Origin of the sequence: Rathayibacter sp. AY1E2, assembly GCF_002932325.1 — a bacterium.
In the GTDB taxonomy this organism is placed as follows: Bacteria; Actinomycetota; Actinomycetes; order Actinomycetales; family Microbacteriaceae; genus Rathayibacter.
Map to the genome: position 1 here is coordinate 38,177 of NZ_PSVO01000017.1, position 13,413 is coordinate 51,589.

Genomic DNA, 13,413 nt, shown 5'->3' on the forward strand with positions numbered 1-13,413 from the left:
GCCGTCCGACGACTGTCGGCCCCGTAGCGTGTCCGCATGGCCGAGCAGAGCACGACCCGCGAGAAGACAGCGCCCGATCCCGACGATTCCCGGAAGCCCGACGACGTCACCGACATCACCAAGCGCTCCTGGTTCTACGTCCTCAAGAAGACGGCTCGCGAGTTCGGCGCGGACCAGTGCACCGACCTCGCCGCCGCGCTCACCTACTACGCCGTGCTCGCGCTCTTCCCCGCCCTGCTCGCGATCGTGTCGGTGCTGGGGCTCTTCGGCCAGGCGCAGGCCACCACCGATCTGGTCCTCGACCTGATCGGGAACCTCGCGTCGAGCGAGGTCGTCGACCTGCTGCGCGACCCGATCCAGGCGCTGACCAGCTCCTCCGCCGCGGGTCTCGCCTTCGTGACCGGTGTCGTCGGAGCGATCTGGTCCGCCTCCGGCTACGTCGGCGCCTTCGGCCGCGCGATGAACCGCGTCTACCAGATCGACGAGGGGCGCCCCTTCTGGAAGCTCCGCCCGACGATGCTCGGCGTGACCGTGGTGACGGTCGTCCTGATCGTGATCGCGGCGCTCATCCTCGTGCTCAGCGGACCGGTCGCGACCGCCGTCGGCGACGTCATGGGCCTCGGCCCCGCCGCCCTCACCGTGTGGAACATCGCGAAATGGCCGGTGCTCGTGGTCATCGCGATCGTGATCGTCGCGATCCTCTACTACTGGGCGCCCAACATCCGCCAGCCGAAGTTCCGCTGGATCAGCATCGGATCGATCGTCGCCCTGGCGATCTGGCTGATCGCCTCGACCGGCTTCGCGTTCTACGTGGCCAACTTCTCCAACTACAACAAGACCTACGGCTCGCTCGGCGCGGTGATCGTCTTCCTCCTCTGGATCTGGATCACCAACATCGCCCTGCTCTTCGGCGCGGAGTTCGACGCCGAGCTCGAGCGCGGACGCGAGCTGCAGGCGGGCATCGAGGCGGAGGAGACCATCCAGCTCCCCCCACGCGACACCGCCGCGAGCGACAAGAAGGCGGCCGTGCACGAGAAGGACGTCCGCGACGGACGCTGGCTGCGCCTGGCGAGCGAGAACCGCAGCGACGAGGGCGCGGCCCAGGACGACGAGGCCGCGAAGAAGAAGTGACTCAGGACTCGGCCGACCAGAGCGCGCGGTAGTAGGCCGCGCGCTCGTCGTCCGGATCCGCTCCGTACTCCGCGAGGAGCAGCGGGGTGTGGCCGGGGCCGTAGTTCCAGCCGAGGCTGACCGCGGCGACCGCCAGATCCGCCCAGCGGTCGCCCACGCCCAGGTCGCCGACGTCGACCGTGCCGCTCCAGCGTCCGTCGTCGTCGACGAGCGTGTTCGGAGCGCACGCGTCGCCGTGCACCACGACGGGGTCCACGAGCTCCGGAGCCGCGCCGAGCGCCGACGGCCGGCGCGCAAACCAGGAGTCGCCGCGCAGCTCTTCGGGCACCGCGTCGACGGGGAGCGCGTGGACCGCCCGCAGGCCGGCCGCGATCGCGCGGACGGCCTCCTCCGGCCGGGCTGTCCACTTCGGATCGACGGCGCTCCGCCCGGGCAGCGGTGCGGTGAGGAGCCACTGCCCCTCCTCGTCCTCGCCCGCCTCCAGGATCCGGGGCGCGTCGATCCGCCCCTCCAGCCAGCGCAGACGCGCGATCTCGCGACGGAGGTCGACGCCCGTGGACCGGGGATTCCACTTCAGGTACCCGGCGTCCACGCGGAAGGTCAGCCCGTCGAGCTCGTTGCGCCAGACGAGCGCCGGATCGGTGCCGCCGTTCAGGCGCCTCGCCGGCGACGGGATCCGGACGCCCTCGAGCGAGGACTGCCGTGCGAGGTCGGGACCGCTCATGCCTCCAGGGTAGGCGCCCCGATCCTGAGAGGATCCGCACGCCGCGGACCGCGCCACCCGCCTCCTCCGAGCAGCGCGCCCTTACCCTGACGGGCGTGCCGGAGCAGCCGCCCGGCGCGATCCGGTGACGAGGGAGCCCCCGTGACGCAGAGCGACGACGACCGCGGGCCCGTGCAGCCCGACTTCTCGAAGGAGCAGGAGGGCTACCGTCCCGGCCTCAAGCCCCGGCAGCTGCAGATGATCGCCATCGGCGGCGCGATCGGCACCGGCCTCTTCCTCGGCGCCGGCGGCCGACTCGCCACCGCCGGTCCCTCGCTCGTCGTCGTGTACGCGGTCTGCGGCGTCTTCGCCTACCTGATACTCCGCGCGCTCGGCGAGCTGGTCCTGCACCGGCCGAGCTCGGGCTCCTTCATCTCCTACGCCCGCGAGTTCCTGGGCGAGAAGGCCGCCTTCGTCGCCGGCTGGATGTACTTCCTGAACTGGGCGATGACCGCGATCGCCGACGTCACCGCGGTGGCCCTGTACGTGAAGTACTGGTCGCTCTTCTCCTCCGTGCCCCAGTGGCTCCTCGCACTCATCGCCCTGGTCGTCGTGCTCTCGCTGAACCTCGTCTCGGTCAAGGTCTTCGGGGAGCTGGAGTTCTGGTTCGCGCTGATCAAGGTCACGGCGCTGGTGGTCTTCCTGGTGATCGGCGTCGTCGTGCTCGCCGCGGGCTGGCCGCTGCAGTCCGGCGGCGTCGCCGTGGACCCCGGGATCAGCCTCTGGAACGACAACGGCGGCATCCTGCCCGGCGGCCTGATCGCCAGCGTCCTGGTCGTCCAGGGCGTGGTGTTCGCCTACTCCGGAGTCGAGCTTGTCGGCACGGCGGCGGGCGAGACCGCGGAGCCGGCGAAGGTCATCCCGCGCGCCATCAACTCGGTCATCCTGCGCATCGCCGTCTTCTACGTCGGCTCGGTGCTGCTGCTGACGCTGCTGCTGCCCTACACGGCCTACTCGAAGGGCGAGAGCCCGTTCGTCACGTTCTTCAGCTCGCTGGGCGACGGCTCCTCGGGCGAGATCGCCGGATCGATCATGAACTTCGTCGTGCTGACGGCCGCGCTCTCCAGCATCAACGCCGGGCTCTACTCGACCGGCCGCATCCTCCGCTCCATGGCGCTCAACGGCTCCGCCCCCGCCTTCACCGGCCGGATGAACAAGCAGGGCGTCCCCTACGGCGGCATCCTGCTCACGGCGAGCATCACCCTGATCGGGATCGTGCTGAACCTCTTCGTGCCGTCCGAGGCCTTCGAGATCGTCCTCAACGTCTCGGCGCTGGGCATCGTCACGGGCTGGGGCATGATCGTCCTCTGCCAGATGCAGCTGCAGCGCTGGGCGGCTCAGGGGCGCCTGGAGCGCCCGTCCTTCCGGATGCCCGGCGCCCCGGTGACCTCGTGGCTCACCCTGGCGTTCCTGGTGATCGTGGTGGTCCTCATCGCCGTCGACTTCCCGACCGGCACCTGGACCGTGGGGATCGTCGCGGTGGTCGGCGTGCCCGCCCTGATCGTGGGCTGGCACGTCGCGAAGCCGCGCATCCTGGCGATCGCGTCCGCCCGGGACGGCTTCACCGGCGCCCACCCCGTGATCGCCGCCCGTCCGGCCTCCGAGGCCAAGCGCGACGGGAACGAGCGGCGCCGCGAGTAGGGCGGGTCAGCGCCGGCGGAGGTAGCGCAGGAGCAGCGTGTCGCCGGCGCTGAGCACGTGCGCCAGGCGCTGCGGGCGCGGTCCGGGGACGTCGCCGCGGGCGAGCCTCCCGGAGTCCCCCGCCTCGAGCGTCGGAGCGACGGTCAGGCAGAGCTCGTCGACGGCGTCCGCGGCGAGGAGGGTCCCGAGCAGCGACGGACCGCCCTCGCAGTGGATCCTGCCGAGCCCCCGCTCCGCGAGCTGCGCCCGCATCCGCGTCGCGTCGAGCTCTGCGTCGCCGCAGACGAGCACGTCGGCGACCTCGGCGAGCTCCGCGCGCCGGCGGGCCGGCGAGGAGCCGGTGGTCACGACGGTCGGGCGCACCGGCGCCTCGGTGAAGATCCGCGAGGCGGGATCGAGGTCGAGCGACCCCGAGACGATCGCGAAGACGGGCTGCGGGGCGAGCCCGGTGCCGAGCCGCGCCCGCACGGACTCGTCGCTCAGCACCATCGGGCCGTAGCCCTCGGTCCGCACCGTGCCGGCCGCGACGAGCACGACGTCGGCGAGCCGGCGGAGCAGGTCGAACACGCGCAGGTCCGCCGCGCCCCCGAGATCGCCCGAGACGCCGTCGCGGGTGACCGCTCCGTCGACGCTCGCGACGAAGTTGACCCGGAGCCACTGCTCGCCGGCCCCGTCCGCGTAGAGGGCCAGCAGAGCCTGGTCGGACAGGTCCTGCCCGGCCGGCGACAGACCGTCGATGCGGGCGCTCACGCCGCCGGCTCCACGTTGTGGCGGAGGAAGGCGGGCGCCCGCCAGCCCAGCACCGCCTCCGTCATCCGCACGGCGTCCACCGCCTGGCGCACGTCGTGCATGCGTACGATCCGCGCACCGTTCAGGATGCAGATCACCGCGGCGGCGAGGGAGCCCTCGAGGCGCTCCCCCTGCGGCCGGTCCAGCGCCTCGCCGATGAAGTCCTTGTTGGAGACCGCGGCGAGCACCGGGAAGCCGAGCGCGGCCACCTCGCCCAGCCGGCGGGTGAGCTCGAGCGTGTGCAGGGTGTTCTTGTTCAGGTCGTGACCCGGATCGACGATGATCCTCCCGGCAGGCACTCCACCCGAGAGCGCGCGATCGACGCGGCTCCGCAGGTGGTCGACCACCGTCGCCACGACGTCGTCGTACTCGGGTCTCTCCGGCTCGCTGCGGGGAGCGCCCACGCTGTGGGTGATGACGAGCTGAGCGGAGGAGGAGGCGACGACCTCGAGCATCCGGGGGTCGTGCAGCCCGCTCGTGTCGTTGATGACGGAGGCGCCCGCGGCGATGCTCGCGCGCGCGACCTCGGCGCTCGTCGTGTCCACCGAGACGACCACGTCGCTCCGCTCCGCGATGCCCGCCACGACGGGGACGACCCGGTCGAGCTCCTCCTGGAGCGTGACGGCGGGGCCGCGGCCGAACGGCACTCCGCCGATGTCGACCCAGTCGGCGCCGAGCTCCGCGGCGCGCACGGCGGCCGCGATGGCGCTGTCCAGGGCGAAGGTGGAGCCCTTGTCGTAGAAGGAGTCGGGCGTGCGGTTCACGACCGCCATCACGGCCACCTGCCGCTCGAAGTCGAACTCTCGTCCGCCGATGTGCCGCGTGGTCATGGGCGCGTCCCTCCCGCTCGGAGCGCCGGGAGAAGGCCGGCGCCGCTCACCCTAGACGAGCGGAGTCGGCGGAGGCTGGAGCGGGCCGCCCTCGAGCAGCGCCTGGAAGAGGACGTGGTCCTGCCACTCCCCGGCGATCCGCAGGTAGCGCCGCGCGACGCCGATCCGCTCGAAGCCGTTGCGCTGCAGCACGGTCTGCGATCCGACGTTGTGGAGGAGCGTCCCGGCCTGCACGCGGTGCAGCCCCAGATCCTCACGCGCGGTGCGCAGGACGGCTCCGACCGCGCGGGTCATCACGCCGCGGCCCTGCAGACCGCTGTCGAGCCAGTAGCCGAGATCGCCGCTGTCGAAGGCGCCGCGGACGATGTTCGCGAGAGTCAGCCGACCGACGATCACGCCGCCCGCGTCGAGGACGAGCGGGAGGACGCTGCCGGCCCGGTGCGCGGCGAGTGCGTCGGCGACGGCGTCGGTCTGGCCCCCCGCCTCGAAGAAGCGGGTCGAGCGCGTCGGCTCCCAGGGCGCGAGGTGCCGGCGGTTGCGCCGGTACGCGGCGGCGAGGGCAGGTCCGTCGTCCCGCGAGACGAGCCGCAGGAGGGTGCCCTGGTCGTCGACGGGGATCGGGGCGGGCATCCTGCGAGGGTAGCGCCGGAGCCGGGAACGACAGAACCCCCGGCCAGGGGCCGGGGGTTCTCGTGGTGGGCGATACTGGGATCGAACCAGTGACCTCTTCCGTGTCAGGGAAGCGCGCTACCGCTGCGCCAATCGCCCGTTGCTCCGTGCGGAGCGCCTCGTTCGGTGAACGATCGAGGTGGATACGGGATTCGAACCCGTGTATACGGCTTTGCAGGCCGCTGCCTCGCCTCTCGGCCAATCCACCGTGTACGGGATTCGGTGTCGGCGGCCCGAGGGCCGACCAGGTGGGAGGCACCCGAGGGTGCCGTCCCGATCACGCCGGTCCGAGGACCGGTGTTCGAGCGGATGACGAGATTCGAACTCGCGACCCTCACCTTGGCAAGGTGATGCGCTACCGCTGCGCCACATCCGCATGTAGGTCGTACTGGTGTTGCCGTTTTGCGTGTCGTGCTGTCTTGCTGTCTGTCCGGCGCTTTCGCTGCCCGGCTCGACCTAGAAGAATGTATACGACAGCGGCGCCGGAATCCAAATCGAGCGGACGCCGATCCCGCCGCTCGGAGTCCGATCCGCGTCTTTCCGCGCGAAACCGGCTCGTCGCCGTCCGTTCACCCGGGCGTGGCGGGCGTCGGCGGTGCATCCGGGCCCCGCGGATCCGCTACGATCGTCTCTCGGGTCGTCCAGCACGTCCCCCTGGGCGATTGGCGCAGTTGGTAGCGCGCTTCCTTCACACGGAAGAGGTCATCGGTTCGAGTCCGGTATCGCCCACCCTCACCCCCGGTCCGTGCTCACGCACTCGGCCGGGGGTTCTCTCGTGCCGCCGCGGCCGTCCTCCGGCCTCGCAGCGCCCAGTCGAAGGAGCCGACCCGCGATGATGGGCCGCTCGCACGCCGTCTCCGGTGCGCTCGCCTGGGCCGTCGCCGCCTCCGTGCCCGCCGTCGCCGGGCCCCTCGGCCTCGCGGGTCTCCCGCTCGACCTCCGACTGGTCGGCCTCGGAGTCGCCGCCGGCTGGGCCCTGGTGCCCGACGCGGACCACGCGAGCGCGACCGTCTCCCGCTCGGCGCCGGGCGCCTCCCTGCTCACGGCGACCGCGGGCCGGATCAGCGGAGGGCACCGGCACGGGATGCACTCGCTGCTCGCGGTCGCCGTCGTCTGGTACCTGGTGCCGGTGCTCACGGCGCTGCGCTTCCCGGTGCCGGTCGTCGGCCCCGTCGCCGTGGCCGCCGTGCTCACGCTGCCCGCCCTCGCGTTCGCCGCGAAGGCCGTCCGGGCCGCCCCCTCCTGGCGCATCGCCTGGGCCGGGGCGACGGTCGTCACGGTCCTGCTCGTCGCGCTCGCCGACGGCACCTGGGCGTGGCTCCGGGTCGCCGCGACGCTGGGCTACCTCGTGCACGTGGCCGGCGACGCCCTCACGACCGGCGGGATCAACTGGCTGTGGCCGCTGCGCGTGCGCCTGCCGCGGCGCCTGCGCCGGACACCGCTGCGCCACGTCTGGACCACCGGCGGCTACGCCGCGCTGCCCGTGCTGGGCTCCGCCGGGTCCTGGCGCGAGACGGTCCTCTACTGGCTGATGTCCGCGGCGACGATCGTGCTCACCGCCTCGATGATCACGGCCGAGCTGCTGTAGCCCGGGGCGCCCTCCTCAGAAGACCTTCCCCGGGTTCATGATCCCCAGCGGGTCGAACACGGCCTTGATCCCGCGCTGGAGCGCCAGCGAGTCCTCGCCCAGCTCCTCCGCCAGCCAGCGCCGCTTGAGCAGTCCCACGCCGTGCTCGCCCGTGAGCGTGCCGCCGAGGGCCAGGGCCGTGCGGAAGAGCTCCGCCGCGGCGCCCCAGACGTCCTCCCCCACGGGTCCGTCCCCCGCGGGCAGCACGAAGTTCGGATGGAGGTTCCCGTCCCCCGCGTGGGCGACGGTGGGGATGCTGAGCCCCGTCCGCTCCTCGATGCCGCGGATCGCCGCGAACATCGCCGGCAGCGCCGAGCGGGGCACGCAGACGTCCTCGATCAGCACCCGGCCCTCCGCCTCGAGCGCCGGGTGGAAGGCCCGGCGGACGGCCAGCAGAGCCTCGCCCTCGGCCGGGTCCTCGGTCGCCTCGGCGGCGCCCCCGGAGGCGGTCACGATCTCGAGGACGCGCTGCGACTCCTCCGCCGCTCCTCCGCCGTCCGTCTGGACGAGGAGGTAGGCGGCACCGCGGTCCAGGCTCGCTCCGGTGTAGCGCGAGATCGCGGCGAGCGCCGCCTCGTCCATCAGCTCCATCACCGCGGGACGGAGCCGCGCGGCGGTGATCGCGGCGGAGGCGGCGGCCGCGGCGACGACGCTCGGGAAGTACGCGCCGACCGTGACCACGCGCCCGGTCGGGATCGGGCGGAGCTTCACGGTGGCCTCCACGATGACGCCCAGCGTCCCCTCGGAGCCGGTCAGGAGCGCGGTGAGGTCGTACCCGGTGACTCCCTTCACGCTGCGGCGGCCGGTGCGGAGCAGTCGTCCGTCGGGGAGGACGACCGTCAACCCGAGCACCGCTTCCCGGGTCACGCCGTACTTGGCGCACAGCAGCCCCCCGGCGTTCGTCGCGATGTTTCCGCCGATGCTCGAGATCGCGCGGCTCGCGGGGTCGGGCGAGAAGACGAGGCCGTGCGGAGCGACGGCGTCCGACAGCGCCTGATTGATGACCCCGGGCTCGACGACCGCCAGCTCGTCCTTGAGCGACACCTCGAGGATGCGGTCCATCGCGGCGGTCGAGAGGACGAGCGCTCCCTCGCTCGCCACTCCCCCGGCAGCGAGGCCCGTTCCCGCTCCGCGCGGCACGACCGGGAGCCGGTGCTCCGTCGCTATGCGCAGCGCCGCCTGCACGTCCTCGACCGAGCGGGCAGCGACGAGCGCGAGCGCGCGACCCGGTGCGGAGAAGCCCGACTTGTCGGTGTGCACGGCCTCGAACCCGGGGCCCTCGGTCAGGACCGCGTCTCCGAGCGCGTCGCGCAGCTGTCGGAGGATCTCGTGGTCGTGCATGGTTCACTCCGTGCGGTCGCGGGCGGGTCCTGCCGATCCTTCCACGGGCGCGGGGCAGGATGGCGGGATGACCGGAGAGACGCGATGACCGCGGTGACGAGCGCGGGGATCCTGCTGCACCGCGAGGGCCCCTCCGGCACCGAGGTGTTCCTCGGGCGGATGGGCGGCCCCTTCTGGACCCGGCGCCCCCGCGCGTGGACGATCCCGAAGGGCGTGCACACGGGCGACGAGACGCCGCTGGACGCCGCGCGCCGCGAGTTCGAGGAGGAGACCGGCGCTCCTCCGCCCGTCGGGGAGCTGACCCTCCTCGGCGCGTTCCGGCAGAGCGCGGCCAAGACCGTCACGGTCTTCGCCGGGCGCGGACACGCGGACACCGCCTTCGTCGCGAGCAACACCTTCGAGCTGGAGTGGCCGCGGGGCTCCGGCGTGCTGCGCAGCTTCCCCGAGCTGGAGGACGCCCGGTGGCACCCGCTCGACGAGGCCCGCTCGCTGGTGGTGGCCGGGCAGGTCGCCGCCCTCGACGCGCTGGCCGAACTGCTGGCGGATCCGGACGGCGGGGACCGGGCCGGCACCGCCCCCTAGTCCGCGGTCGCGTAGACCCGCAGGCCCAGCGGCACGATCCGCACCACGGCCTCGTCGAATCCGTCGCGGGAGCCGTCGAAGCGCTCGGTCTCGCCGTCGTGCGCCCACTCGGGGTCGTCCCCCGCGGGTCGGCGCGCGCCGACGGTGATCTCCGGCGTCGAGAACGACTCCACCACCGGTGCCCGCCAGCCGGGCACACGGCCGACCACCGGGGTCGCCGTACGGCCGAGCAGGAGCGAGAACGCTCCCCGGGTGCGAGGAGTCCGTCCTGAGTGCAGGATGCGCACGTCGAGGTGGCCGTCGTCGAGCCGACGCCGGGCGAGCGGGGCGGCCGTGCGCGGGTGCTCCTGGTTCACCCCGACGAAGTACGACCAGACGAGCTGCGTGCGCCCGTCGCGCCGGAGCTCGAACGGATCGGTGCGCCGCACGACCGAGAGGGCCGCGATCACGGCGGCGAGCGGCTTCCCGATCCGCTTCTCGCGCTTCTCGCGGGCCGCGACGAACTCCGGGTAGACGCCGATCGAGACCGTGTTGAGCACCGTGACCGGGTCTCCCCCGTCCGCGACGACCTCGGCCACGTCGACGTCGCGGCGCTCGCCGATCGTCGCCGCGTCGAGCGCGTCCTGGACGGTGAGCAGCCCCAGCGCCTTCGCGAAGTGGTTCATGGTCCCGCCCGGCAGCACGAGCAGCGTCATCCCCTCGGCGCGGGCGAGAGCGGCACCGACCGACATGGTCCCGTCCCCGCCGTAGATCCCGAGCACCCGGGGCGGAGAGTCCCCCGAGCGCGCCTCGCGCACCACGTCGGCGAGGTCCTCCCCCTCGGTCAGCCGGTGCACGCGCGCCTTCGGGAACCGGGCTCGGACCAGCGGCTCGGGATCGGGGCGGTGCGAGTCCCGGCCCGCGCCGGGGTTGAGGACCACGAGGAGGGCGGCGCCGTCCCCCAGCGGGCTGCGGTCGACGGGGGGCCGGGTCGCGCGCTCCGAGACGGGCACGTGGCGCGGCTCGGCCGGCAGGACGGCTCGGCCGACGACCGCGACCGCCGCGCCGAGCGCCGCGCCGCCGAGGACGTCCGAGAGCCAGTGGACGCCGACGTGCAGGCGGGAGAAGGCCACGGCGGCGGCGAGCGGGGCGACCGCCGCCCCCACTCGGGGCGACTCGAGCGCGACCCCGGCGGCGAAGGCGGCGGCGCTCGCCGCGTGCCCCGAGGGGAAGGACGCCGACGTCGGCACCGTCGCCAGGCGCCGGCCGACCGGGACGTCGACGAGGAGCGGCCGGTCGCCGCCGAACACGCGCTTGCCGACCAGGTTCGCGAGCGCGCTGGCCGCGGCGAGCGAGGCGGTCCCCCGCAGAGCCTCGCGGGGACGGCCCGCCAGGAGCAGCAGGACGCCGACGCCGGCCCAGAGGACTCCGTGGTCCGCGGCCCGGGAGAGCCCCACGAGCGCCCCGTCGACGACGGGCGACGGGCGACGGGCGTTCAGCCGCCGGGCCGCACGAGCGTCCGCCCGGCGCACGACGCGCGGGACGGTGACGAGTCGGCGGAGCAGGACGGACGGGGGTCGGGTTCCGCGGAGGGCCATGCGCTCAGCGTAGGAGGAGGCGCCTCCGCGGTCCCTGGACCGGTCGACGGCGCGCTACACCTCGCCGAAGCCCGACTCGACCAGATCGCCGAGCCGGCCGACCGCCTCGTGGGCCTGCGGCCCCGACGCCGAGAGGACGACCTCGTCCCCGCGGTCGAGCCCCAGCGACATCACGCCGAGCAGGCTCGTGGCGTCCTTGCCGTTCGCGTCGATCCGGGCGTCGAAGGTGGCGGCGAGCGTGACGAAGTCGGCCGCGGGACGGGCGTGCAGGCCGTTCGGGTTGATGAGGCGGACGCGGCGCTGCACGCGCTCGTCACCGGGCGCGGTCTCCTCGGCGGGAGCAGCGAGCGCCTCGCCCCGGGCCGACTCCGCGGCGGCGAGCACCTCGTCCAGCGACGCCCCCGTGCCCGCGGCGACGGCGGCCGCGACCGCCCCCTCCACCAGCGGGGCGTCGGCGATCCGGACCCGGGCGCGCGCGTCGTCGTCGAGGAACTCGACCGCGGTCTCCGCCGTCATGATCGCCGAACCGAGGTCGCAGAGGACGACGACCCCCTCGCCGGAGTCCGCTTCCGCCAGGGCCGCCGTGATGCGGTCGAAGCTGGTGCCGATGCCGCCATCGTCCGTCCCGCCCGCGGCGACCAGCGCGACCGAGGCAGCCATCTGCTCCGCGAGCTCGACCAGCCCCTCCGCCAGCTGCGCGCTGTGCGAGACCAGGACCAGCCCGACGCTCACGCCGCCGCCTCGGCTGCTGCGCGGAGCAGGAGAACGGTCGACACGCTGCCGGGATCTCGGTGCCCGATGGCGCGCTCGCCGAGGTAGCTGGCGCGTCCCTTGCGGGCGACCAGCGGGTCCGTCGACTCCGCTCCCCTCTGCGCCGCCTCGGCCGCCGCGGCGAGGACGTCGGCCGGAGCCGCTCCCTCCTCGACGGCGGCCGCGGCCGCGTCGACCGCCGGCGTCCACGCGTCCACCATCGTCTTGTCGCCCACCTCGGCCTTGCCGCGGAGCACGATGCCGTCCCTCGCCGCGGCCAGGAGAGCTGCGACGTCAGCGCCCTCGAGCGCGTCCTCGCCCGCGACCGCGGCGGAGGCCTTCAGGAACGCCGTGCCGAACAGCGGGCCCGAGGCGCCGCCGACGGTGGAGATGAGCGTCGTCGCGACCAGCTTGAGCACGTCCGCCGGGAGCCCCTGCTCCGGCGCCCCGTCCAGCTTCGCGACCACGGCCTGGAAGCCGCGGTCCATGTTCTCGCCGTGGTCCCCGTCGCCGATCGCCCGGTCGAGCGTGATCAGCTCGACCCGGTGCTCCGCGATCGACTCGGCGGCGCGGCGGATCCACGCCGTCGCCCACGCCGCGTCGAGCCCGGCTCCCTGTGCGTCCTGCATGGTCGTCTCCTCCTCGTGGGCCGCTCCTGCGGCTGTCGTTCCGGTCATGGTGTGCGCGCGGGCGCTCAGCGTCCCCACCGCAGCGCCGCGGTCTGCACCGGGGAGTCCCACAACGCGGTCAGGGCGTCGTCGAGCTTGAGGACGGTGAGCGAGAAGCCCTGCATCTCGAGCGACGTCGTGTAGTTGCCGACGAGGCTGCGTGCGACGGTGATCCCCTTCTCGGCCAGGGCCTCGGCTGCGCGCCGGTAGGCGAGGTACAGCTCGATCTGCGGCGTGCCGCCCATGCCGTTCACCAGGAGCAGCACCTCGTCCCCGGAGGAGAACGGCAGGTCCTCCAGGATCGGGCCGAGGATCCGGTCGACGATGCGGTCGGCCGGCTCCAGCGCGATCTTCTCCCGGCCGGGCTCGCCGTGGATGCCGATGCCGATCTCGATCTCGTCCTCGCCCAGCTCGAAGCTCGGCTCGCCCGCGTGCGGGACGATGCACGGCGTGAGGGCGACGCCCATCGAGCGCACGTTCGCGATCACCGTCTCGGCGATCGTCGCGACCTCGTCGAGGGAGTCGCCCCGCTCGGCCGCGGCGCCCGCGATCCGCTCGACCAGCACGGTGCCGGCCACGCCGCGGCGGCCCGCGGTGTAGAGCGAGTCCTTCACCGCGACGTCGTCGTCGACGATCACGCTGCGCACCTCGATCCCCTCGGCGCCGGCGAGGTCGGCCGCGGTCTCGAAGTTCAGGACGTCGCCCGTGTAGTTCTTCACGATGTGCAGCACACCCGCGCCGCCGTCGACGGCCTGCGTGGCCGCGACGATCGGGTCGGGCGTGGGCGAGGTGAAGACGGGACCGGGGACGGCGGCGTCCAGCATCCCGAATCCGACGAAGCCCGCGTGCAGCGGCTCGTGCCCGCTGCCGCCTCCGCTGACGATGCCCACCTTGCCCGAGCGGGGCGCGTCGGCCCGCACCACGAACAGGGGATCCGACACCACCCGGACCAGGTCGGCGTGCGCCAGGCCGAAGCCGGCCACCGACTCCGTGACGACGTTCTTCGGGTCGTTGATGAGCTTCTTCATCGAGGTCTCCTCCAGGA

At 73.5% G+C, this 13,413-nt stretch carries 13 protein-coding genes and 4 tRNA genes; 5 read left to right on the forward strand and 12 right to left on the reverse strand.

The window, feature by feature from the left end; all coding sequences use genetic code 11:
* Positions 1-36: 36 nt before the first annotated feature.
* Positions 37-1,131: a YihY/virulence factor BrkB family protein gene (locus C5C49_RS12475; RefSeq protein WP_104346275.1), complete on the forward strand. Its 1,095-nt coding sequence runs from the start codon at positions 37-39 to the stop codon at positions 1,129-1,131.
* A 1-nt stretch (position 1,132) separates the two neighbouring features.
* On the opposite strand, the gene C5C49_RS12480 is transcribed toward C5C49_RS12475, so the two are convergent.
* Positions 1,133-1,855, reverse strand: a complete 723-nt coding sequence (locus tag C5C49_RS12480) for an aminoglycoside 3'-phosphotransferase (protein ID WP_104346276.1) — start codon at positions 1,853-1,855, stop codon at positions 1,133-1,135.
* A gap of 141 nt (positions 1,856-1,996) precedes the next feature.
* On the opposite strand from C5C49_RS12480, the gene C5C49_RS12485 reads away from it, so the two are divergent.
* Complete coding sequence (locus C5C49_RS12485) at positions 1,997-3,535, forward strand: amino acid permease (protein ID WP_244229624.1); 1,539 nt, start codon at positions 1,997-1,999, stop codon at positions 3,533-3,535.
* Between the two features lie 6 nt (positions 3,536-3,541).
* Here C5C49_RS12485 and C5C49_RS12490 read toward each other — a convergent pair whose 3' ends face one another.
* The 6 genes from C5C49_RS12490 to C5C49_RS12515 all read right to left on the reverse strand — a co-directional run bounded on the left by C5C49_RS12490 (position 3,542) and on the right by C5C49_RS12515 (position 6,199).
* Positions 3,542-4,285, reverse strand: a complete 744-nt coding sequence (locus C5C49_RS12490) for a pyrimidine reductase family protein (RefSeq protein ID WP_104346277.1) — start codon at positions 4,283-4,285, stop codon at positions 3,542-3,544.
* Positions 4,282-5,154: a dihydropteroate synthase gene (gene folP / locus C5C49_RS12495; RefSeq protein WP_104224638.1), complete on the reverse strand. Its 873-nt coding sequence runs from the start codon at positions 5,152-5,154 to the stop codon at positions 4,282-4,284. Before folP ends, C5C49_RS12490 begins: the two co-directional genes overlap by 4 nt.
* Before the next feature lie 51 nt (positions 5,155-5,205).
* The gene (locus C5C49_RS12500) at positions 5,206-5,784 is read right to left on the reverse strand and encodes a GNAT family N-acetyltransferase (protein ID WP_104225349.1); all 579 of its coding nucleotides are present in this window, start codon (positions 5,782-5,784) and stop codon (positions 5,206-5,208) included.
* Between the two features lie 63 nt (positions 5,785-5,847).
* Positions 5,848-5,922, reverse strand: a tRNA-Val gene (locus C5C49_RS12505).
* Positions 5,923-5,960: 38 nt separating this feature from the next.
* Positions 5,961-6,031 (reverse strand) — tRNA-Cys (locus tag C5C49_RS12510).
* Between the two features lie 96 nt (positions 6,032-6,127).
* A tRNA-Gly gene (locus C5C49_RS12515) sits at positions 6,128-6,199 on the reverse strand.
* Between the two features lie 280 nt (positions 6,200-6,479).
* On the opposite strand from C5C49_RS12515, the gene C5C49_RS12520 reads away from it, so the two are divergent.
* Together C5C49_RS12520 and C5C49_RS12525 are read left to right on the forward strand one after the other, a co-directional pair.
* Positions 6,480-6,552, forward strand: a tRNA-Val gene (locus C5C49_RS12520).
* A 103-nt stretch (positions 6,553-6,655) separates the two neighbouring features.
* On the forward strand, positions 6,656-7,411 hold the full coding sequence (locus tag C5C49_RS12525; RefSeq protein ID WP_104269509.1) for a metal-dependent hydrolase: 756 nt from the start codon (positions 6,656-6,658) through the stop codon (positions 7,409-7,411).
* 15 nt (positions 7,412-7,426) lie between these two features.
* On the opposite strand, the gene C5C49_RS12530 is transcribed toward C5C49_RS12525, so the two are convergent.
* A complete protein-coding gene (locus tag C5C49_RS12530) occupies positions 7,427-8,791 on the reverse strand; it encodes an FAD-binding oxidoreductase (protein ID WP_104346278.1) in 1,365 nt (454 codons plus the stop codon).
* 84 nt (positions 8,792-8,875) lie between these two features.
* Between C5C49_RS12530 and C5C49_RS12535 the strand changes: the two genes are divergently transcribed.
* Positions 8,876-9,373 carry an NUDIX domain-containing protein gene (locus C5C49_RS12535; protein ID WP_104346279.1) on the forward strand — a complete coding sequence of 166 codons (498 nt, stop codon included), beginning with the start codon at positions 8,876-8,878 and terminating at the stop codon, positions 9,371-9,373.
* Here the strand turns inward: C5C49_RS12535 and C5C49_RS12540 are convergent.
* From C5C49_RS12540 to dhaK, 4 genes are all read right to left on the reverse strand, one after another.
* Complete coding sequence (locus C5C49_RS12540; RefSeq protein WP_104239316.1) at positions 9,370-10,950, reverse strand: bifunctional phosphatase PAP2/diacylglycerol kinase family protein; 1,581 nt, start codon at positions 10,948-10,950, stop codon at positions 9,370-9,372. The genes C5C49_RS12535 and C5C49_RS12540 overlap by 4 nt on opposite strands.
* A gap of 54 nt (positions 10,951-11,004) precedes the next feature.
* The gene (dhaM, locus tag C5C49_RS12545; protein WP_104346280.1) at positions 11,005-11,682 is read right to left on the reverse strand and encodes a dihydroxyacetone kinase phosphoryl donor subunit DhaM; all 678 of its coding nucleotides are present in this window, start codon (positions 11,680-11,682) and stop codon (positions 11,005-11,007) included.
* A complete protein-coding gene (gene dhaL / locus C5C49_RS12550) occupies positions 11,679-12,329 on the reverse strand; it encodes a dihydroxyacetone kinase subunit DhaL (RefSeq protein ID WP_104346281.1) in 651 nt (216 codons plus the stop codon). The genes dhaM and dhaL overlap by 4 nt, the downstream gene beginning before the upstream one ends.
* 65 nt (positions 12,330-12,394) lie before the next feature.
* On the reverse strand, positions 12,395-13,396 hold the full coding sequence (dhaK, locus tag C5C49_RS12555; RefSeq protein ID WP_104346282.1) for a dihydroxyacetone kinase subunit DhaK: 1,002 nt from the start codon (positions 13,394-13,396) through the stop codon (positions 12,395-12,397).
* Between the last annotated feature and the right edge of the window lie 17 nt (positions 13,397-13,413).

Excerpts from the sequence above, each read along its gene's own strand:
- C5C49_RS12500 (WP_104225349.1), bottom strand. The coding sequence starts at position 5,784 with ATGCCCGCCCCGATCCCCGTCGACGACCAGGGCACCCTCCTGCGGCTC.
- C5C49_RS12525 (WP_104269509.1), top strand. The coding sequence starts at position 6,656 with ATGATGGGCCGCTCGCACGCCGTCTCCGGTGCGCTCGCCTGGGCCGTC.
- C5C49_RS12540 (WP_104239316.1), bottom strand. The coding sequence starts at position 10,950 with ATGGCCCTCCGCGGAACCCGACCCCCGTCCGTCCTGCTCCGCCGACTC.
- folP (WP_104224638.1), bottom strand. The coding sequence starts at position 5,154 with ATGACCACGCGGCACATCGGCGGACGAGAGTTCGACTTCGAGCGGCAG.
- dhaL (WP_104346281.1), bottom strand. The coding sequence starts at position 12,329 with ATGCAGGACGCACAGGGAGCCGGGCTCGACGCGGCGTGGGCGACGGCG.
- C5C49_RS12535 (WP_104346279.1), top strand. The coding sequence starts at position 8,876 with ATGACCGCGGTGACGAGCGCGGGGATCCTGCTGCACCGCGAGGGCCCC.
- dhaK (WP_104346282.1), bottom strand. The coding sequence starts at position 13,396 with ATGAAGAAGCTCATCAACGACCCGAAGAACGTCGTCACGGAGTCGGTG.
- C5C49_RS12475 (WP_104346275.1), top strand. The coding sequence starts at position 37 with ATGGCCGAGCAGAGCACGACCCGCGAGAAGACAGCGCCCGATCCCGAC.
- C5C49_RS12480 (WP_104346276.1), bottom strand. The coding sequence starts at position 1,855 with ATGAGCGGTCCCGACCTCGCACGGCAGTCCTCGCTCGAGGGCGTCCGG.
- C5C49_RS12530 (WP_104346278.1), bottom strand. The coding sequence starts at position 8,791 with ATGCACGACCACGAGATCCTCCGACAGCTGCGCGACGCGCTCGGAGAC.